Source organism: Sinorhizobium sp. 6-70 (assembly GCF_030124375.1).
Lineage (GTDB): Bacteria > Pseudomonadota > Alphaproteobacteria > Rhizobiales > Rhizobiaceae > Sinorhizobium.
The window spans coordinates 86,366-104,988 of record NZ_JASKLS010000011.1 but is presented as its reverse complement, the minus strand read 5'-3'; the positions used below and the strand labels follow the sequence as shown (position 1 = coordinate 104,988).

General features: G+C 63.2%; 18 protein-coding genes. 15 read left to right on the top strand and 3 right to left on the bottom strand.

Features of this window, described 5'->3' with window-relative positions; genetic code table 11:
- Positions 1-40 precede the first annotated feature (40 nt).
- The 3 genes from QN222_RS20945 (at position 41) to coaBC (ending at position 2,731) form a co-directional block, all read left to right on the top strand.
- Positions 41-820, top strand: coding sequence for an SDR family oxidoreductase (locus QN222_RS20945; RefSeq protein WP_283962425.1), 780 nt, complete (start codon positions 41-43; stop codon positions 818-820).
- A gap of 45 nt (positions 821-865) precedes the next feature.
- A complete protein-coding gene (locus QN222_RS20940; protein ID WP_283962426.1) occupies positions 866-1,336 on the top strand; it encodes a nucleoside deaminase in 471 nt (156 codons plus the stop codon).
- A gap of 186 nt (positions 1,337-1,522) precedes the next feature.
- Entirely contained in the window at positions 1,523-2,731 is a 1,209-nt protein-coding gene (coaBC, locus tag QN222_RS20935) for a bifunctional phosphopantothenoylcysteine decarboxylase/phosphopantothenate--cysteine ligase CoaBC (protein WP_283962427.1), read from the top strand.
- Between the two features lie 31 nt (positions 2,732-2,762).
- On the opposite strand, the gene QN222_RS20930 is transcribed toward coaBC, so the two are convergent.
- Positions 2,763-3,596, bottom strand: coding sequence for a class II glutamine amidotransferase (locus QN222_RS20930; protein WP_283962428.1), 834 nt, complete (start codon positions 3,594-3,596; stop codon positions 2,763-2,765).
- Positions 3,597-3,848: 252 nt separating this feature from the next.
- On the opposite strand from QN222_RS20930, the gene QN222_RS20925 reads away from it, so the two are divergent.
- The 11 genes from QN222_RS20925 to QN222_RS20875 all read left to right on the top strand — a co-directional run bounded on the left by QN222_RS20925 (position 3,849) and on the right by QN222_RS20875 (position 15,797).
- Entirely contained in the window at positions 3,849-4,979 is a 1,131-nt protein-coding gene (locus tag QN222_RS20925) for a Gfo/Idh/MocA family oxidoreductase (protein WP_283962429.1), read from the top strand.
- Between the two features lie 243 nt (positions 4,980-5,222).
- Positions 5,223-6,077: a MurR/RpiR family transcriptional regulator gene (locus tag QN222_RS20920; RefSeq protein WP_283962430.1), complete on the top strand. Its 855-nt coding sequence runs from the start codon at positions 5,223-5,225 to the stop codon at positions 6,075-6,077.
- 160 nt (positions 6,078-6,237) lie between these two features.
- Positions 6,238-8,154 carry a 5-dehydro-2-deoxygluconokinase gene (gene iolC / locus QN222_RS20915; protein ID WP_283962450.1) on the top strand — a complete coding sequence of 639 codons (1,917 nt, stop codon included), beginning with the start codon at positions 6,238-6,240 and terminating at the stop codon, positions 8,152-8,154.
- A 67-nt stretch (positions 8,155-8,221) separates the two neighbouring features.
- Entirely contained in the window at positions 8,222-10,075 is a 1,854-nt protein-coding gene (iolD, locus tag QN222_RS20910) for a 3D-(3,5/4)-trihydroxycyclohexane-1,2-dione acylhydrolase (decyclizing) (protein ID WP_283962431.1), read from the top strand.
- A 234-nt stretch (positions 10,076-10,309) separates the two neighbouring features.
- Positions 10,310-11,212 carry a myo-inosose-2 dehydratase gene (gene iolE, locus QN222_RS20905; protein ID WP_283962432.1) on the top strand — a complete coding sequence of 301 codons (903 nt, stop codon included), beginning with the start codon at positions 10,310-10,312 and terminating at the stop codon, positions 11,210-11,212.
- 194 nt (positions 11,213-11,406) lie between these two features.
- Positions 11,407-12,207, top strand: a complete 801-nt coding sequence (iolB, locus tag QN222_RS20900; protein WP_283962433.1) for a 5-deoxy-glucuronate isomerase — start codon at positions 11,407-11,409, stop codon at positions 12,205-12,207.
- A 160-nt stretch (positions 12,208-12,367) separates the two neighbouring features.
- On the top strand, positions 12,368-12,772 hold the full coding sequence (locus QN222_RS20895) for a GFA family protein (protein WP_283962434.1): 405 nt from the start codon (positions 12,368-12,370) through the stop codon (positions 12,770-12,772).
- A 4-nt stretch (positions 12,773-12,776) separates the two neighbouring features.
- On the top strand, positions 12,777-13,583 hold the full coding sequence (locus tag QN222_RS20890) for an AraC family transcriptional regulator (RefSeq protein ID WP_283962451.1): 807 nt from the start codon (positions 12,777-12,779) through the stop codon (positions 13,581-13,583).
- 73 nt (positions 13,584-13,656) lie between these two features.
- On the top strand, positions 13,657-14,559 hold the full coding sequence (locus QN222_RS20885; RefSeq protein ID WP_283962435.1) for a DMT family transporter: 903 nt from the start codon (positions 13,657-13,659) through the stop codon (positions 14,557-14,559).
- 47 nt (positions 14,560-14,606) lie between these two features.
- Positions 14,607-15,299, top strand: a complete 693-nt coding sequence (locus QN222_RS20880) for a phenylalanine--tRNA ligase beta subunit-related protein (RefSeq protein WP_283962436.1) — start codon at positions 14,607-14,609, stop codon at positions 15,297-15,299.
- Between the two features lie 126 nt (positions 15,300-15,425).
- Positions 15,426-15,797, top strand: a complete 372-nt coding sequence (locus tag QN222_RS20875; protein WP_283962437.1) for a hypothetical protein — start codon at positions 15,426-15,428, stop codon at positions 15,795-15,797.
- Positions 15,798-15,832: 35 nt separating this feature from the next.
- Here the strand turns inward: QN222_RS20875 and QN222_RS20870 are convergent, their stop codons facing one another.
- Positions 15,833-17,416, bottom strand: coding sequence for a peptide chain release factor 3 (locus tag QN222_RS20870; protein ID WP_283962438.1), 1,584 nt, complete (start codon positions 17,414-17,416; stop codon positions 15,833-15,835).
- Positions 17,417-17,512: 96 nt separating this feature from the next.
- Between QN222_RS20870 and dut the strand changes: the two genes are divergently transcribed.
- On the top strand, positions 17,513-17,983 hold the full coding sequence (gene dut, locus QN222_RS20865; protein ID WP_283962439.1) for a dUTP diphosphatase: 471 nt from the start codon (positions 17,513-17,515) through the stop codon (positions 17,981-17,983).
- 117 nt (positions 17,984-18,100) lie between these two features.
- On the opposite strand, the gene QN222_RS20860 is transcribed toward dut, so the two are convergent.
- Positions 18,101-18,535, bottom strand: coding sequence for an Lrp/AsnC family transcriptional regulator (locus QN222_RS20860; RefSeq protein WP_283962440.1), 435 nt, complete (start codon positions 18,533-18,535; stop codon positions 18,101-18,103).
- Positions 18,536-18,623: the final 88 nt, after the last annotated feature.

Genomic DNA, 18,623 nt, shown 5'->3' with positions numbered 1-18,623 from the left:
GCGCTCCAACAGCACGAGCAATGGATAAGAGGACTGGATCATGGATCTCGGGATCGAAGGAAAACGGGCGCTCGTACTCGGCGGGAGCAAGGGACTTGGGCGCGGTATCGCTGAAGCGCTTGCCGCCGAAGGCGTTGCAGTTGCGCTGACTGGCCGGAACGCGCAGGCAGCCGGCAAGGTCGCCACCGAGATCGGTCCCACCGCCGCGGGATTTTCGCTGGACCTTGCGAAACCCGAGACGATCGACGCTTTTCTGGATAGTTTGACCGCCGAATTCGGCTCGGTCGACATTCTCGTGCTGAACGGCGGCGGACCGCCGCCGACGCGTGCGGCCGATATCGATCCCGATTTCTGGCGGACACAATTCGAGGCGATGGTGCTCGCAGGCATGCGCATCACCCATCGCCTGCTGCCGGCCATGCGCGAGCGCCGCTTCGGCCGCATCATCGCGGTTGCCTCGACCAGCATTCGCGAGCCGATACCGGGCCTCACTGCCTCCAATGCCTTGCGCAGCGCGCTTGCCGGCTGGATGAAGACGCTCGCGGGCGAAGTCGCGCCCGACGGCGTCACGGTCAACATGCTGCTGCCGGGCCGGCTGGCGACCGATCGCACACTCTCCTTCGACCGTATGGATGCCGAAAGCGAGGGCGTCAGCGTCGAAACCGTCGCCGCGCGCAGCCAGTCCGATATTCCGATCGGCCGCTACGGCACGCCCGCCGAATTCGGTGCGGCCGCCGCTTTCCTTGCGAGCCGCCAGGCGGCCTATGTCACGGGCATCGCGCTGCCGGTGGACGGCGGTCTCAGCCGGTCGATGCTGTGAGCGCTCTCGCGGCCGCGCAGCGAGCACTGGGGTAGGAGCAGGAATATGGATGAGGAACAACGCTTTCTGAGCGAGGCCGTGTCGCTTGCGCGCAGCAATATGGAAAAGGGCGGCCGCCCGTTCGGCGCGGTCGTGGTCAAGGACGGCGCAGTGATTGCGACCGGCGTCAACGAGATGGCCCGGACGGGCGACCCGACTTCCCATGCCGAGCTCAACGCACTGCGTGACGCGGCCAAGGCTCTTCAGTCGCTGCGGCTCGAGGGCTGCGTCGTCTACGCCAGCGGTCAGCCATGCCCGATGTGCCTTGCCGCGATGCGCATGGCCGGCATCAACGAGATCGCCTATGCGCATTCAAATGCGCAAGCGGAGCCTTACGGACTGTCGACCTCGGCGATCTACGCGGAACTGGCCAGGCCGATCACGGAACAGGCCATGCGGTTTCGCCATGTGCCCCTTGAAGCACAGGAGCAGATGCCGCTTTACGCCGAGTGGCAGAAACGGCAACAGGCAGGTTAGCCGCCGCACCGGCTCCAATTACATGCGGCAGGCCCGTCGGGTAGAGCGCCGCGGTTCAAACGAACGCGCAAAGGACGCTCTAGGACTTTGAAACTAGAGCATCTTGTCCGCTTTCGATTCCATTTGAAAGCGGGATGCTCTAGGGTCGCCGTCAAAGAACCAGGAGCGGCCAAGAGCCGAAGCGGAATGACACTTTCCGGCAAGCGCATACTTCTCATCATTTCGGGCGGAATCGCCGCCTACAAGAGCCTCGACCTCATCCGCCGCCTGCGCGAGCGCGGCGCCGAAGTCCGGCCGGTGATGACGGCGGCTGCGCAGGAATTCGTGACGCCGCTTGCCGTCGGCGCCCTTTCCGCTTCCCATGTCTTCAGCGACCTTTTCTCGCGCGAGGACGAGCAAGATGTCGGCCATATCCGGCTGGCGCGCGAGTGCGATCTCGTCGTCGCGGCGCCGGCAACCGCCGACCTGATGGCCAAGATGGCGAACGGTCATGCCAACGACCTCGCCTCGACCATCCTGCTTGCGACCGACCGGCCCGTGTTGCTCGCTCCGGCGATGAACCCGAAAATGTGGGCGCATCCGGCGACACGCCGAAACCGCAAAACGCTGACCGGGGACGGCGTTCGTTTCGTCGGGCCGGCCGCGGGCGAAATGGCCGAAAGCGGTGAAGCCGGCGAAGGCAGGATGGTCGAGCCGCTCGAGATCGTCGCCGCCGTCGAGGAACTCTTGAATGGCGGACAAAAACCCTTGGCGGGGCGAAAGGCCATCGTCACATCCGGACCGACGCACGAGCCGATCGACCCGGTGCGCTATATCGCCAACCGCTCCTCCGGCAAGCAGGGTCACGCGATCGCCGCGGCGCTCGCGAAACTTGGCGCGGAGGTCACGCTTGTTTCCGGTCCGGTGACGATTTCCGATCCCGCGGGCATCCGCGTCGTCCATGTCGAGCGCGCCGAGGAAATGCGCGATGCGGTACTTGCGGCGCTTCCGGCCGACGTGGCCGTCATGGTGGCGGCGGTCGCGGACTGGCGCGTCGCCTCCGCCGCTGGCAACAAGATCAAGAAGAAACCGGGCGAAGCCCCTCCCCCGCTCCAGCTTGCGGAGAACCCCGATATTCTGAAAACGGTCGGGCACCATCCCTCGCGGCCAAAGCTGGTGATCGGCTTCGCCGCCGAGACGGAAAACGTCGCCGAAAACGGCCGCGCCAAGCTGGAAAGGAAAGGCGCCGATTACATTCTCGCGAACGACGTCTCGCCCGCGACCGGTATCATGGGCGGCGATCGCAACCGGGTGAAGCTGATCGGCCGCAACGGCGTCGAAGACTGGCCGGACATGGACAAGGAAGACGTGGCGGCAAAGCTCGCCGCGCGCATCGCCGACGCGTTGTCGCAGTAGCCACTCGAGAGATCAAAATGTACTGCCGCGCTTACGCGCTCAATTCGGCGCGTGGCGCGTCCGCCAACGGGCATTCGCGTATCTCGACCTCGGCGGTACCGAAAAGCCGCACGTCGACGCCGTTCTCGCCGACGATGACCGCGGCACCGTCGGGGATCTCGACCCAGGCATTGTCGTCGTCGTTGAGCGGTTCGGAGACCAGACAGTAGCCGCCGCTCGGCCCCATCGGCGCCGCATAGAGCGTCGGCGCCTTCCAGTCGGTGGCATAACGTATCGCGTAGAGATTGCGGCCATCGGACAAGGCGGCCGTGAAGCGGACGAGCTGCTGGCAACCAAGACGATCGGCAAGCCGCTCGACGAAGGCAAGCGCCTCGGCAATCGCGCCGAGCGGATTGCGATCGAGGCCGAACTGCAGGGCCAGGAGAAAGAGCAACTCCGAGTCGGTCGTCCCGGTGCGCGCCGCATAGAGATCGTTGTCGAGCATGCTCTCCATTGGCCGGCGCAGATGCTCGAAATCGCTGATCTGACCGTTGTGCATGAAGGACCAGCGTCCGAAAACGAAGGGATGGCAATTGTCGCGGCGCGTACCGCCGCCGGTCGCTGCGCGGACGTGGGCAAGGAACAGCGGCGAGCGGATCTGCCGGGCGATGCTCCTGAGATTGCAATCGGACCAGGCGGGAAGGATGTCGCGGTAGCGGCCAGGCTCCGGACGATCGCCGTACCAGGCAATACCGAAGCCGTCACCGTTGGTCGCGGTTTTCGCGCGCGTTGCGCAATGGGACTGTTCGATCAGCGAGTGCGCCGGAGAGGTTACGAGTTCCTCGAGATAAAGCGGCTCTCCGCGATAGGCTGCCCAACGGCACATGCTTTCTTCACTCCGGCTTTTCGGGGCGATTCGTTAACCATCGTTACCGGCGATGTTCCAATGAAACATGGTAAAAATGCGTTAACAAATTCACCCTCGGCCCGTCCCTTGTAGCGGATTGGCCGTTCCGGCGCTGTTTCTCGCGGCACATTGCCGCCAGGGACATTTCGAACAAATATTCCATATTGACAACATTCGCACATTTCATTTCATTTCCCCGAAGCGCAAGGGGCCATGCCCGGGAGGAATGACATGAGCGGCAAACGCAAACTGGGCGTCGGCCTGATCGGCACGGGTTTCATGGGCAAGGCCCACGCTCTTGGCTTTACGACTGCAGCGCGCGTATTCGATCTTCCCTTCGAACTGGACCTGGTTTCCGTCGCTGACGTGAGCGAGGAAAGCGCCGAAGGCGCGCGCCAGCGTCTTGGGTTCCGCAAGGCAACGGCGGACTGGCGGGATCTCTTGACCGATGCCGACATCGACATCATCGATATCACCACGCCGAACCTTCTGCACAAGGAGATGGCGCTTGCGGCGATCGCCCACGGCAAGCACGTCTATTGCGAGAAGCCTCTGGCGCCGACCGTCGCCGACTGCGCGGAAATGGTCGCCGCGGCCGAGAAGGCCGGCATCGTCACCCAGGTCGGCTTCAACTATCTCAAGAATCCGCTGATCTTCCTCGCCAAGGACATCATAGATAGCGGCGAGATCGGCGAAATCCGATCGATGCGCGGGATTCACGCCGAGGACTTCATGGCCGATGCCAATGTTCCGTGGGGCTGGCGGCTCGATCCGCGAAGCGGCGGCGGCGCGCTTGCCGATATCGGCAGCCACATCATCGCCTCCATGCGCCACCTCGTCGGTCCGATCAGGTCGGTACTCGCGGAAACGATCATCCAGATCCCCGAACGCCCGGTCTCGCGCGGCGCTGCCGAGACGCGTACCGTCGACGTCGACGACATCACCCGTGCTTTTGTCCGCTTCGAGAACGGCGCGACCGGCAGCTTCGAGGCAAGCTGGATCGCCACCGGCCGCAAGATGCAGCATGACTTCGAAATCTACGGATCGAAGGGCAGCATTGTCTTCACCCAGGAACGGCTGAACGAAATCAAGGTCTATTATGCCGGCGACGACGTTCGCAGTCGTGGCTTCCGCACGATCTGGGCCGGACCGGAGCACCCGCCCTACGGCGCCTTCTGCGTGGCGCCGGGCCACCAGATCGGCTTCAACGATCTGAAGGCGATCGAGGTCCACGAATTTCTCGACGCGATCGCCAAGGGTGGCAAGCCCTCAACCGATTTCCGCGAGGGCCACGAGGTCCAGAAGGTGCTGTCGGCAACCTACCAGTCGGCCCGGACGAACAAATGGATCGAAATCGGCTGAGTGCATTCGGCCGGTTATCCGGTCTGTACATTTTTTGCCCCTCACCCTAACCCTCTCCCCGCGAGCGGGGAAAGGGGACTGAAGCGAGCTCCGCGGGTGTCCTTCTCCCCGCTTGCGGGGAGAAGGTGGCCGGCAGGCCGGATGAGGGGCGGACATGACGGAAAATGGAACATCCATTCTACCCTGACCGTCATCAATCGATTAGAATGAGGCAGTGAAACCAGAGGCCGGAGATTCTGAACGATGCCAACGCCGGAGACGACCATGGACGTCCCTCAGGATTTCGAGGCGCTGAAGGCCGTCATCCTCGAGCGCAAGGCGCAACTGCCGAAGCGGCTGAAACAGGTCGCCGCCTATTCGCTCGACAATCCGGACGAGATCGCCTTCGGCACGGCGGCGAGCATTGCGACATCCGCCGATGTCCAGCCGTCGACGCTCGTGCGCTTCGCGCAGCATTTCGGTTTCGAGGGCTTTTCGAGCCTGCAGCAGATTTTTCGAGCGCGGCTCAGGGAACGCACCCCCGGCTACGAAGAGCGGCTGAAAGCGCTGAGCCAGAACGAACACAGCAAGCTCGAGAGCGGCTCGATCTTCAACGGCTTCGTCGCCGCAGCCCATCGATCGCTGGACAACGTCGCCACATCCGTCGACCCGGAGGCCTTCGAGCGTGCCGTCGACATCCTCGCCAAGGCCGACACGATCTTTCTCATCGCCAAGCGCCGCTCCTACCCTATTTCCAGTTACATGGCTTACGCCTTCGGCAAGCTGAAAGTGAAGTATCAGCATATCGGAACGGCAGCCGGGATCGACGACGACATGCTCGCGATGGCGACGAAGCAGGATGCGGCCTTCGCGGTCAGCTTTTCGCCCTACGCCTCGGAAAGCGCCAGCCAGGCGCGCCTGCTCGCCAGCCGCAAGGTGCCGGTCGTCTCGCTTACCGATTCGGCCTTCTCGCCGCTCGCCGAGTCATCGAAGGTCTGGTTCGAACTGGTCGAGGCCGACCACGCCGGTTTTCGTTCCCTTTCCGCAAGCATGGCCTTTGCGATGGCGCTGACGGTGGCGATCGCCGAGAAGCGGCAGCGCCTGGCGGACGCTCAATAGAATGAAAATTCCATATTGACGAAATGACGGAATTTATGTTTCATAACCTCATCGCCCATGACATCATCATAATTGTCGGCGCCGGCGCGGCGTCCGCGGGGAGGAAGCAGTGAGCCAGAGTCCATCGGCCCAAAGCCCGTCGGCCCAAAGCACGTCGGCAATGGGAGCCAAGCCCCTCGACCTCATCACGATCGGCCGGGCCTCGGTCGATCTCTACGGCCAGCAGATCGGCACACGGCTTGAAGACGTGGCAAGCTTTGCCAAATCCGTCGGCGGCTGCCCCTGCAACATCTCCGTCGGCACCGCGCGCCTCGGGCTGAAATCGGCACTGCTGACACGCGTCGGCGACGAGCAGATGGGCCGCTTCATCCGCGAACAGCTTCAACGCGAGGGTGTCGAAACCCGCGGCATCGTCACCGATCCGGAGCGGTTGACGGCGCTCGCGATCCTTTCCGTCGAAAACGATAAGTCCTTCCCGCTGCTCTTCTATCGCGACAATTGCGCGGACAACGCGCTTTGCGAGGACGATGTCGCGGAAGACTTCATCCGGTCCGCGCGCGCAGTCCTCGTTTCGGGGACGCATTTTTCCAAGCCGAATACCGATGCTGCACAGCGCAAGGCGATACGCATCGCCAAGGAAGCGGGCGCGAAGGTCGTCTTCGACATCGATTATCGCCCCAATCTCTGGGGCCTTGCCGGCCACGACGCGGGCGAAAGCCGCTATATCGCCTCCGACCGCGTCTCCGCCCACCTGAAGACCGTTCTCGGCGACTGCGATCTCATCGTCGGCACGGAGGAAGAGGTTCTGATCGCATCCGGCGAGAGCGATCTGCTGAAGGCGCTGAAGACCATCCGCTCGCTGTCCAAAGCCACGATCGTTTTGAAGCGCGGACCGATGGGCTGCATCGTTTATGACGGCCCGATCTCCGACAATCTCGAGGACGGCATCGTCGGCAAGGGTTTTCCGATCGAGGTCTACAACGTGCTCGGCGCGGGCGATGCCTTCATGTCCGGCTTCCTGCGCGGCTGGCTGACCGGCGAGCCGCACGCGACATCGGCCACCTGGGCCAATGCCTGCGGCGCCTTCGCGGTGTCGCGCCTGCTTTGCGCGCCGGAAATCCCCACCTGGACCGAACTTACGTTCTTTCTCGAAAACGGCAGCAAGGAAAAAGCGCTCCGCAAGGACGAGGCGATCAACCACGTTCATTGGGCGACAACCCGCCGCCGCGATATTCCGCTCCTGATGGCGCTTGCGATCGATCACCGCAGCCAGCTCGAAGATATTGCGGACGGCAAGCCGGAACTTCTGGCCCGCATCCCCGCTTTCAAGGTGCTTGCGGTCAAGGCCGCCGCCCAGGTCGCCTCCGGCCGGCCGGGCTTCGGCATGCTGATCGACGACAAATATGGTCGCGACGCGCTTTATGCCGCCGGCGCCTATCGCGATTTCTGGATCGGCAAGCCGATCGAGCTTCCCGGCTCGCGTCCGCTGCAGTTCGAATTCAGCCAGGACCTCGGCAGCCGCCTCATCGACTGGCCGGTCGACCATTGCATCAAGGTGCTCTCCTTCTTCCATCCCGATGATCCGGCCGAGCTCAAGGCCGCGCAGATCGCCAAGCTTCGCTCCGCCTTCGAAGCAGCGCGCAAGGTCGGCCGCGAGATCCTGATCGAGGTCATTGCCGGCAAACACGGCAAGCTCGACGATCTGACCGTTCCGCGGGCACTCGGCGAGCTTTACGATGCCGGTTTGAAGCCCGATTGGTGGAAACTGGAGCCACAGGCAAGCCGCGGTGCCTGGGCGGCGATCGACGCCGTGATCGAAACGCGCGACCCGCTCTGCCGCGGCGTCGTCCTGCTCGGCCTCGAGGCGCCCTACGAGGTGTTGAAGGAGGGCTTTGCCGCCGCCCGGACGTCGAAGACGGTCAAGGGTTTTGCCGTCGGCCGGACGATCTTCGCCGACGCCAGCAAGGCCTGGCTCGCCGGCACCATGACCGACGAGCAGGCAATCGCCGACATGGCGGCAAGGTTCAAAGCGCTGGTGGATCTCTGGCTGCAACTGGGTGAAACAAAGGCTGCATAGGATCGCGCGTGCGACAGTGCAGCGGAATGGGCGAACAAGCACTTCGCCCGCGAGGAGGAAACAGAAAATGAGCCAGAAGACCGTGCGCCTCACCATGGCCCAGGCCGTGGCGCGGTTCCTGACCAAACAGATGACAATCATCGACGGCAAGCGCGTGCCGATCTTCGGCGGCGTCTTCGCCATTTTCGGTCACGGCAACGTCGCCGGCGTCGGCGAGGCGCTTTACGCCGTGCGGGAAACACTGCCGACCTACCGCGGGCAGAACGAGCAGGGCATGGCGAATGCCGCGATCGCCTTCGCCAAGGCAAGCGTCCGCCGCCGCTTCATGGCCTGCACGACCTCGATCGGCCCCGGCGCACTCAACATGGTCACCTCGGCGGCGCTCGCCCATGTCAACCGCCTGCCGGTCCTGCTCTTGCCCGGCGACGTCTTCGCCAACCGTCGGCCCGATCCGGTGCTGCAGCAGGTGGAAGGCTTCGGTGACGGCACGATCTCGGCAAACGACTGCTTCCGCCCGGTCTCGCGCTACTTCGACCGCATCACCCGGCCGGAACAGATCATCCCGGCGCTGCGTCGCGCCATGCAGGTTCTGACCGATCCGGCCGATTGCGGCCCGGTGACGCTCTCGCTCTGCCAGGACGTGCAGGCGGAAGCCTATGACTATCCGGAAAACTTTTTCGAAGAGAAGGTGTGGGTACCCCGGCGGATCGAGCCCGACCTCGACGAGCTCGCCGCCGCGATCGCGTTGCTCAAGTCGGCGAAGAAGCCGATCATCATCGCCGGCGGCGGCGTGCTTTATTCGGAAGCAAGCGCGGAGCTCGCGGATTTTGCCGAGAAGCACGGCATTCCGGTCGTCGAGACCCAGGCCGGCAAGTCCGCGCTGCCGCATTCGCACCCCCTCAACATGGGCTCGGTCGGCGTGACGGGCACCTCCGCTTCCAACGCGCTTGCGGAGGAGGCCGACGTTGTCCTCGCCGTCGGCTCGCGGCTCCAGGATTTCACCACCGGCTCCTGGGCGCTCTTCAAGAACGATGCGTTGAAGATCATCGGCCTCAACGTCCAGCCCTTCGATGCCGGCAAGCACGATGGCCTGCCGCTGATTTCCGATGCGCGGGCCGGTCTCAACCGGATCTCCGGCGGGCTCGGCGGCTACAAGGCCGACAGCGCCTGGACCGAGAAGGCGAAGGCCGGCAAGGCCGAGTGGCTGGCCGCGGCCGATAAGGCCACCGCCACGACCAATGCGGCGCTCCCCTCCGATGCCCAGGTGATCGGAGCCGTCCAGCGCGCCCGCGGCGGCAGGAAGACGACGCTCGTCTGCGCTGCCGGAGGTCTCCCCGGCGAACTGCACAAGCTGTGGCAGGCGGAAGCGCCCGGCGGCTACCACATGGAATACGGCTTCTCGACCATGGGCTATGAAGTGGCCGGCGGCCTCGGGGTCAAGCTCGCCAAGCCCGACAGCGACGTGATCGTCATGGTCGGCGACGGCAGTTACATGATGCTGAACTCCGAGATTGCCTCCTCGGTGATGCTCGGCGCCAAGGTGACGATCGTGCTCCTCGACAATGCCGGTTACGGCTGCATCAACCGGCTACAGATGGAAACGGGCGGCGCCAACTTCAACAACCTCTTGAAGGACACGCATCACGTGACCTTGCCAGGCATCGATTTTGCCGCCCATGCCGGCGCCATGGGTGCCGTCACGCGCAAGGTCGCCTCGATCCCGGAGCTTGAGGCCGCACTCGCCGAAACGGCGGAGGAACAGCGCACGACCGTCATCGTCATCGATACGGACCCGCTGATCACCACAGAAGCCGGCGGACACTGGTGGGATGTCGCAGTTCCGGAAGTGTCGGAACGCGCGCAGGTGAAAACGGCCCGCGAAGGCTACGAGAAGGCGCTCCAATCGCAGCGCTTCGGGTGAAAGCAACGACCGGCACTCGCGTTCCTGTGGGCGCCGCTTTACGTCTGGTGCCCCTCACCCTAGCCCTCTCCCCGCAGGCGGGGAGAGGGGACTTGCGCGGGCGCGGCAAATCCCTTCTCCCTGCAAGCGGGGAGAAGGTGGCGGCAGCCGGATGAGGGGCCCTTGCACCCATTCTGCACCGGAGAGACAACAACCGTCCGCCCCAAGCGGATGATGCCAGAGAAAGTGAAAGACATGATCCGCTACGGAACCAACCCGATTGCCTGGAGCAATGACGACGACCATTCGATCGGCGCGCATCTGACGCTCGAGGATTGCCTTTCCGATTGCCAGAAGATCGGCTTCGACGGCATCGAGAAGGGTCACAAAATGCCGTCCGATCCGGAGGCGCTGAAGCAGAAGCTCGCCTCTTACGACCTCGTCTTCGTTTCCGGCTGGCACTCCACCAATCTGCTGACGCATAATGTCGAAGCCGAGAAGAAGGCAATCCAGCCGCACCTCGACCTCCTGAAGCACAATAGCTGCAAGGTGGCGATCGTCTGCGAGACCTCCAATGCCATTCATGGCGACGATTCGAAATCCGTCGCCAACGACAAGCCGGTGCTGCCGGCCGGTGATTGGAAGAAATTCGGCGCCGACCTAGAGGCGATCGCTCAGTATTGCGCCGACCAGGGCATCGATCTCGTCTATCACCATCACATGGGTACGATCGTCCAGACCGGTGAGGAGATCGATCTGCTGATGCAGAACACAGGCCCGGCGACGAAGCTCTTGCTCGACACCGGTCACGCCTGGTTCGGTGGTTCCGATCCGGCGGAAGTCGCGCGGAAATACATGCACCGCGTTCGCCATATCCACTGCAAGAATGTCCGTCCGGCCATCCGCAAGGACGTGGAGAGCCAGGGCCTCTCCTTCCTTGAGGGGGTGCGCCGCGGCGTCTTCACCGTTCCAGGCGACAAGGAAGGCGGCGTCGACTTTCTGCCCGTCCTGAAAATCGCCGCCGAACATGGGTATGATGGTTGGTTGGTGATCGAGGCGGAACAGGATTCAGCTGTGCGCAATCCGTTCGAATACCAGTCGCTGGGGCTGAAGTCGCTGAAGGCTTTCGCGAAGGACGCGGGGCTGGACCGGGTATAGCTCGCCCCTCATCCGGCTGCCGCCACCTTCTCCCCGTAAGGACGGGGAGAAGGGATATGCCGCGCCCCAGATCCGCCTCCCTGAGCGAACGCGAGAAGGTGTAACGGCAAGTTCCAGAATCCCCTCTCCCCGCGAGCGGGGAGAGGTTAGGGTGAGGGGCAGCCTCTAGTCATCGAGATCAGGAGACCGTCGAAATGTCCAAACTGCTCGTCAAACCGAAGGCACAATCCGGTCTGATGCAGGAGATCACGCCCGAGAGCGCCGGCTGGACCTATGTCGGTTTCGCGCTCAACCGATTGAAGCCCGGCGAAAGGACGGCGGGCGAAGCCGGTGAAAAGGAGCTCTGCCTCGTTCTCGTCAGCGGGAAGGCGAAGATTTCCGTCGACGGCGAAGACCTCGGCGAACTCGGCGAACGCATGACACCGTTCGAGGGCCAGCCCTACGCGGTCTATGTGCCGAAGGGCAGCAAATGGCAGGCTGAGGCGACGACCGATCTCGATCTTGCCGTATGCTCGGCGCCCGGTGGCGAAGGCTTCGAGGCCAAGGTCATCCGCCCGGGCACGCATCCTCAGATGACGCGCGGCAAGGGCACCAACACCCGTTACGTCACCAACATCATGCCGGAGGATGACGGATCGGCGCAGTCGCTGCTCGTCGTCGAGGTGATCACCCCGGGCGGGCACACCTCGTCCTACCCGCCGCACAAGCACGATCAGGACGATCTGCCGGCCGAAAGCTATCTCGAGGAAACCTATTACCACCGCCTCAACCCGCCGCAGGGTTTTGCGATGCAGCGTGTCTACACGGACGATCGCTCGCTCGACGAAACCATGGCGGTGGAAGACGGCGATGTGACCCTCGTTCCGAAGGGCTACCACCCGGTTGCCGCCGTCCACGGCTACGACGTCTATTATTTGAACGTCATGGCGGGACCGAAGCGGATCTGGAAGTTCCACAACGCCAAGGAACATGAGTGGCTGTTCACCGGGATTTGAGGAGACTCTGGACGTTTGCCGCGGCTGGTCTATCGTATTCCTCTACAGCGACGCTCGTAGACGCAAGGACGCTGTAGCACTTTGATTTTCTGCATGTTCCTTCAATCGGCTACGATCTTAAGGAATCATGCAGTAGCGGAAGATGTGCGAGGAGCGGCCAATGCGGATCGATGGTCAATGCCACTGCGGCCATGTCACCTACGAGGCGGAGATCGACCCGGACGACGTGTCGATCTGCCATTGCACCGATTGCCAGCAACTGACAGGCTCGGCCTATCGGGTCACCACGAGCACGTCGCGGGCGTCCTTCCGCCTGACGGGCGCTGAGCCGAAACTTTACGTCAAGATCGCCGAGAACGGGCGAAAACGGCTGCAGTTCTTCTGCCCTGAATGCGGCTCGCCGATCTACACGACGGGTACGGACGAGGACGCCGAGGAGATCGGCATCCGCCTCGGCACGATCAACCAGCGGCGCGCGCTTGCGCCGCGTTCGCAGATCTGGTGCTCGTCCGCCCTGCCCTGGATCGGGGACGTTGGCAAGCTACCCGGCAAGCCGCGAGACTAGAGACGTGACGAAGGGCCAGTTCCAAATGCTGCGTCGCCGGATCGCCGGCGTGGATGCGGTCGAAGCGACCACGCTCCACAGCTTTCCGCGCCACACGCATGACCAGTTCGGGATCGGCCTCATCCACCAAGGGGCGCAAAAGTCCCTGAGCGGACGCGGGCTGGTGGAGGCCGAGCGCGGCGACGTGATCACCGTCAATCCCGGCGAGGTCCACGACGGCACGCCGATCGGCGATGCCGGTCGCTCCTGGCGTATGCTCTATCTCGATCCGGCGATCGTTGAAACCGCCGTCATCGATATCAGCGAAGGCGGACGACGAATGTGCGAGTTCGCCGACCCGGTCATCCGGAATGCCGCACTTGCTGCGCGGTTCCGCGAACTTTTCGCAATCGCGACGACCTCGGAGGGCGGCGACGCGACCGTTCGCTGGGACGAGCTCGTGCTGATGCTTTTTGCCGAGGCAATGCAGGTCATCCCACGTGACGCACCCAAGGTGCCGAAATCGATCGCCGCAGCGCGCGGCCTGATCGATGACGACCCGCTGGCTGCCATCACTCTGGCTGATCTGGCGCGCGAAAGCAGCCTCAGTCGATTCCAGCTGGTGCGGGGATTTGCGAAGGCAACCGGCCTCACGCCCCACGCTTATCTGGTTCAGCGGCGGATCGACATCGTCCGGCGCCTGATTGCCGAAGGCACCCCACTCGCTGAAGCGGCGATCGCCGGCGGCTTCGCCGACCAGAGCCACATGACACGCGTCTTCGTGCGCACCTATGGCGTTTCGCCCGGCGCCTATGTCGCAGCCTTGGGCTGATACCTGCAATTCCGTTCAAGACCGCCGATCGTCGATCGGGTTTTCTGCAGCCCTCACAAGAGGGTTGGCGGTCATGTCGAGGCAATTTCAGGGTTATATCTATCTGTCCCTCGCGATGGCACTGGTCGGCAGCACGGTTATCGCGAGCAAGGTCATCGCGTCCGGACTGCCGCCGTTCACTGCCACGGCCTTGCGCTTCGCGCTTGCCTTTCCGCTCTTCCTCTTGCTGATGCGCGCGACCGCGACGGCATGTCCGAGGCAGCAACGGCGCGATTGGCTCATCCTGTTCATCCAGGCGGGTGCAGGCAGCGTCGGATATACGACGCTCCTGATTTCCGGTCTGCGGCTGACGTCAGCCGCCGATGCCGGAGTCATCATCGGTACCCTCCCCATCGTTTCGGCGGTGATTGCGATTGTCGTTCTCGGCGAACGACCGGATCGTTCCATCCTGCTGGCGATCACCCTCGCCGCTGGGGGCGTTCTTTCGATCGTCTTCCGGGCAAGCGCCGGCGGCGCGCATTCGCTCCTCGGCAACACCCTGGTCTTCGGCGCCGTCATCTGCGAAGGTCTCTTCATCCTCATCAACAAGCGCCTGACAACCGCTACTTCGCCCCTCGCCCTGTCGACGCTGATGGCCGGCCTGGGCGTCGCTGTCTCAGCACCGATTGCCCTCCTCGAATTTCCGCAGGCAGCTGCGGTAACCACGCAATCGATCATCGCGGTCGCCTACTACGCTCTTGTCCCGACAGTCGGTGGCTTCCTGCTCTGGTACGCAGGACTGGCAAGAGTGAGCGGCACGGAGGCCTCGGTGTTCACGGCGATCGCCCCTGTCTCAGCAGTTCTCCTTGCCTCTGTAATGCTTGGAGAGCCGATTTCCGCCAATCAGCTGATCGGCATTGCTTGTGTGCTCGCCGCCGTCCTCAGCCTGGGTTTACGGTTGCCGAGCGCCCATCGAAACCGCTCTGAGGCCGGATGAAGCAGCCTCCGTTCGAAAAACACCATTCACACCAGAGAGCAGCAACAATGCATTTCCGCCATTCAAGCGACATCTGGAGGGATTTTCCCGCACTTTCCGCGGGTATTCTTCACGCCGAAGGCATTCACCGAGACGTCTCTGTCAATGCGCATATCGCTGCTTTCGAGGCCGCGGCGAAGGCACGGCTCGCGGCAAGCTCGGAGGGCGAATTTCCGGAGATCCAGGCCTGGCGACGCGCCTTCTCGCGCCTGGGATTGAAGCCGACGCAATACCGTTCGGCCTCCGAAGCGCTGCTCCGGCGGTTCCGCAAGGATGGATCGCTGCCACGGATCCATCCGGTGATCGACCTTTTCAATGCGGCATCGCTTGCCTTTGCCATTCCGATCGCTGTTTTCGATCTCTCCAAAGTGGTCGGTCATCTCGAGGTTCGTTACGCCTCCGACAGCGAGATCTACACCACGTTTTCCGGCGAAACCGAACATCCCGAGCAGCACGAAGTGATCTTCGCGGACGAGGAAGGGCGCGCCCATGCGCGCCGCTGGACGAACCGCCAAAGCGGCTATTCGGCAGTCGGTGACGAGACGACGGCTGTGCTCATCGTTGCCGAAGCGTTGCACGTCGGCGCGGCGACGGACGTTGGCCGGCTCGTCCATGAACTGGCGGAAACCGTGGGCGCGGTCTGGGCCGTCACTCCTCGCAGCGCCGTTTTGGATCGATCGGCCCCGCGCTTCGATATTTGAGGCGCCCGGGCGCACCGCCTCCCCAAAAAGCCCCCGATGTCCGCGCGACAGGCCGAAATTCTTTGACGACGTAAGCGCGAGGCCAATATCATCCGCGCCAGATCACAATGCGAGACGAAAGCGGCGATGCCCCACGAACGCGCCACCCCATGGCTTCTGAACCTCAAGGAGGCGCTTCTCGATCGAGGCGGTCTCGAGGAAATCTTTCGCCACGTCCGCAATCTGGTTGTCGCGACTCTGGTCACGGCGGCCGGCCTGCATGCCGTCGAGCATCCCGACATCATCGATGTGAAGGGGCTGTTGAGTATCCCGATCGCCGGCTACTTCGTCTTCTCGACCGGGATTGCGCTGTTTTTCCTCAACTTCGCAGACGGACTTCATCGACTTGGGAAGATCAAGCGGCACGTCGCCCTGCAGCTGCTGCTGGTGGCCGTGTACGTGTTGGTCACCGTCCGTATCGCCCAGCTAATCCTGGCACTCCGGATGACACCGTCTTAGCCGGCGCCGTGCGGGCGCCGGCTAGCGTGGATCGATCACGCCGCCTTGGCGACGTGATATTCCTTGATCGCCACCATCCTGATCGCCGGATAGCGTTCCGCCTCGTAGCGCAGCGAGAAGCTGTCCTGCGCCATGAACACCGGATCGCCGTCGAGATCGCGCGCGATGTCGCCGCGGCGGGCCGTGATGAACTTGTCGAGCTCACCCGGATGATCGGCGGAAATCCAGCGGCAGACAGAGAAGCGCGACATCTCGAAGGAGACCGGCAGGCCGTATTCCGCCTGCAGCCGCTCCTTCAGGACGTCGAGCTGCAGTGCGCCGACGACGCCGACGATTGCCGGCGAGCCGTCCTCCGGCGAGAAGAGCTGCACAACGCCCTCTTCCGCCATCTGCTGCAGCGCTTCCTTGAGCTTTTTCGCCTTCATCGCGTCCTCAAGCCGAACGCGGCGGAGAATTTCCGGCGCGAAGTTCGGCACGCCCTGGAAGACGAGCGGCTCACCCTCGGTGAGCGTATCGCCGATGCGGAGCGTGCCGTGGTTCGGGATGCCGACGACGTCGCCGGCAAAGGCGGTGTCGGCGAGCTGGCGCTGCGAGGCGAAGAAGAACTGCGGTGCCGACAGGCCCATCTGCTTGCCGGTGCGCGAGAGCCGTGCCTTCATGCCGCGCTCCAGCTTGCCCGAGCAGACTCGGACGAAGGCGATGCGGTCACGATGGTTCGGATCCATGTTCGCCTGGATCTTGAAGACGAAGGCCGTCATCTTTTCGTCCGTCGCCTCGACGGTGCGAATATCGGCGACCTGGGCGCGCGGCGCCGGCGCGAACTCGCTCAACGCGTTGATGAGGTCACGCACGCCAAAATTCCTGAGCGCCGAGCCGAAGAAGACCGGCGTCAGATGGCCTTCAAGGAAGGCCTTGTGATCGAACGGCTTGCAGGCCTCGATCGCCAGTGTCGTTTCCTCGATGAAGGCGTCACGCTCGTTTTCCGGCAGGCGGTGCGAAGCCATTTCCGGATCGTTGACCTTGGTCAGGCGTTCCTGCGTGTCGGCGCCGCGCACCTCGTTGGTGGCGAGGTGATAGGTGCCGCAGAAGGTCTTCGAGCGGCCGATCGGCCAGGTGACCGGCGCGCAGTCGAGCGCCAGCTTGTGTTCGACCTCGTCGAGGATCTCGAAGGGATCGCGGCTCTCGCGGTCCATCTTGTTGACGAAGGTGATGATCGGAATGTCGCGCAGGCGGCAAACTTCAAAGAGCTTCAGCGTGCGCGGCTCGATGCCCTTGGCGGCGTCGATCACCATGACGGCCGCATCGACCGCCGTCAGCGTGCGATAGGTATCGTCGGCGAAGTCCTCGTGGCCGGGCGTGTCGAGCAGGTTGAAGACGGTGTCGTCATATTCGAAGGTCATCACCGAGGTGACGACCGAAATGCCGCGCTCACGCTCGATCTTCATCCAGTCCGAGCGGGTCTGGATGCGGTCCTTCTTAGCCTTGACCTCACCGGCGAGCTGGATCGCACCGCCGAAGAGGAGGAGCTTTTCGGTGAGCGTCGTTTTACCGGCGTCCGGGTGCGAAATGATCGCAAATGTGCGGCGGCGGGAAACCGCCTCGGCAATGCTTTCGGCCATATTCGAGTATCCTGTGAGTTGCGGCGTCTTTACAGGCTCGCAGGCCAATATGCAATTGACTGCGACAAGACCGCTGGCGCTTATGACGGAATGACCATGCACCCGCTCGAAAACCGCCCTGCCCTCACTCTTGTCCGCCTGCCGCATGCGCAGGATCTCGACCTGCCCGCCTATGAGACGGCCGGGGCCGCAGGCATGGATTTGCGCGCGGCTGTTCCCGCTGGCGGGCCGATGACGATCAAGCCGGGCGCGCGCGCCTTGGTGCCGACCGGTTTCATCTTCGAGATTCCTCCCGGCTACGAAGGTCAGGTCAGGCCGCGCTCGGGTCTTGCCTTCAAGCACGGCATCACCTGCCTCAACACGCCGGGAACGATCGACAGCGACTATCGCGGCGAAGTGAAGGTGCTGCTCATCAATCTCGGCGAGGAGGACTTCGTCGTCGAGCGCGGCATGCGCATCGCCCAAATGGTGATCGCACCCGTGACGCAGGTGGCGATCCGCGAGGCGGACGGGGCGAGCACGACAGCACGCGGCGCCGGCGGCTTCGGTTCTACCGGATCCAAGTAATGCATGCGGCCCAAAAGTGTGGAGAGGTTTTGGGCTAACGGCATGCAAAAACATGCACCAATTCAAAGTGCTACAGCGTTCTTTGTACGTCTGGGAAGACGCATGGCGCTGTAGAATCTAAAGCGGCGGCAGCCGGCGCTTGACTGGCGTCGACTTGACGATCGAAGTGTTGGTCTGTGCCTTTTCGGCGATACGGTCGAGGATCGTGTCCAGTTCCTCCATGTCCCGCACCAGCATCTTGGCAATGAAGCAGTCGTCGCCGGTGATCTTGTCACATTCGACAATCTCCGGCGTTTCCTGAATGAGCTTTTCGACGATGTGCAGCATGCCGGGCATCGGCCTGACGCGCACGACCGCCTGCAACGGATAGCCAAGTCGCGCCGGATCGACGGAGACGGTGAAGCCGTTGATGACGCCGCGTTCCTCGAGCTTGCGCAGCCTGTCGGCCGCGCTCGGCGAGGACAGCCCCGCCTCCTGCGCAAGCTCCTTCAGCGACACGCGGGCGTTGGCCGCGAGAATCTCGAGAATGCGGCAATCGACATCATCCAGCATCTATCCACCCTCAATAAGACAAACCAGCAACTTCGCCTTTCATAATTAGGCATCGTACTCCGCACGCCTTCCTGAATCCATATAAAAT

Excerpts from the sequence above, each read along its gene's own strand:
- QN222_RS20945 (WP_283962425.1), top strand. The coding sequence starts at position 41 with ATGGATCTCGGGATCGAAGGAAAACGGGCGCTCGTACTCGGCGGGAGC.
- QN222_RS20940 (WP_283962426.1), top strand. The coding sequence starts at position 866 with ATGGATGAGGAACAACGCTTTCTGAGCGAGGCCGTGTCGCTTGCGCGC.
- coaBC (WP_283962427.1), top strand. The coding sequence starts at position 1,523 with ATGACACTTTCCGGCAAGCGCATACTTCTCATCATTTCGGGCGGAATC.
- QN222_RS20930 (WP_283962428.1), bottom strand. The coding sequence starts at position 3,596 with ATGTGCCGTTGGGCAGCCTATCGCGGAGAGCCGCTTTATCTCGAGGAA.
- QN222_RS20925 (WP_283962429.1), top strand. The coding sequence starts at position 3,849 with ATGAGCGGCAAACGCAAACTGGGCGTCGGCCTGATCGGCACGGGTTTC.
- QN222_RS20920 (WP_283962430.1), top strand. The coding sequence starts at position 5,223 with ATGCCAACGCCGGAGACGACCATGGACGTCCCTCAGGATTTCGAGGCG.
- iolC (WP_283962450.1), top strand. The coding sequence starts at position 6,238 with ATGGGAGCCAAGCCCCTCGACCTCATCACGATCGGCCGGGCCTCGGTC.
- iolD (WP_283962431.1), top strand. The coding sequence starts at position 8,222 with ATGAGCCAGAAGACCGTGCGCCTCACCATGGCCCAGGCCGTGGCGCGG.
- iolE (WP_283962432.1), top strand. The coding sequence starts at position 10,310 with ATGATCCGCTACGGAACCAACCCGATTGCCTGGAGCAATGACGACGAC.
- iolB (WP_283962433.1), top strand. The coding sequence starts at position 11,407 with ATGTCCAAACTGCTCGTCAAACCGAAGGCACAATCCGGTCTGATGCAG.
- QN222_RS20895 (WP_283962434.1), top strand. The coding sequence starts at position 12,368 with ATGCGGATCGATGGTCAATGCCACTGCGGCCATGTCACCTACGAGGCG.
- QN222_RS20885 (WP_283962435.1), top strand. The coding sequence starts at position 13,657 with ATGTCGAGGCAATTTCAGGGTTATATCTATCTGTCCCTCGCGATGGCA.
- QN222_RS20880 (WP_283962436.1), top strand. The coding sequence starts at position 14,607 with ATGCATTTCCGCCATTCAAGCGACATCTGGAGGGATTTTCCCGCACTT.
- QN222_RS20875 (WP_283962437.1), top strand. The coding sequence starts at position 15,426 with ATGCCCCACGAACGCGCCACCCCATGGCTTCTGAACCTCAAGGAGGCG.
- QN222_RS20870 (WP_283962438.1), bottom strand. The coding sequence starts at position 17,416 with ATGGCCGAAAGCATTGCCGAGGCGGTTTCCCGCCGCCGCACATTTGCG.
- dut (WP_283962439.1), top strand. The coding sequence starts at position 17,513 with ATGCACCCGCTCGAAAACCGCCCTGCCCTCACTCTTGTCCGCCTGCCG.
- QN222_RS20860 (WP_283962440.1), bottom strand. The coding sequence starts at position 18,535 with ATGCTGGATGATGTCGATTGCCGCATTCTCGAGATTCTCGCGGCCAAC.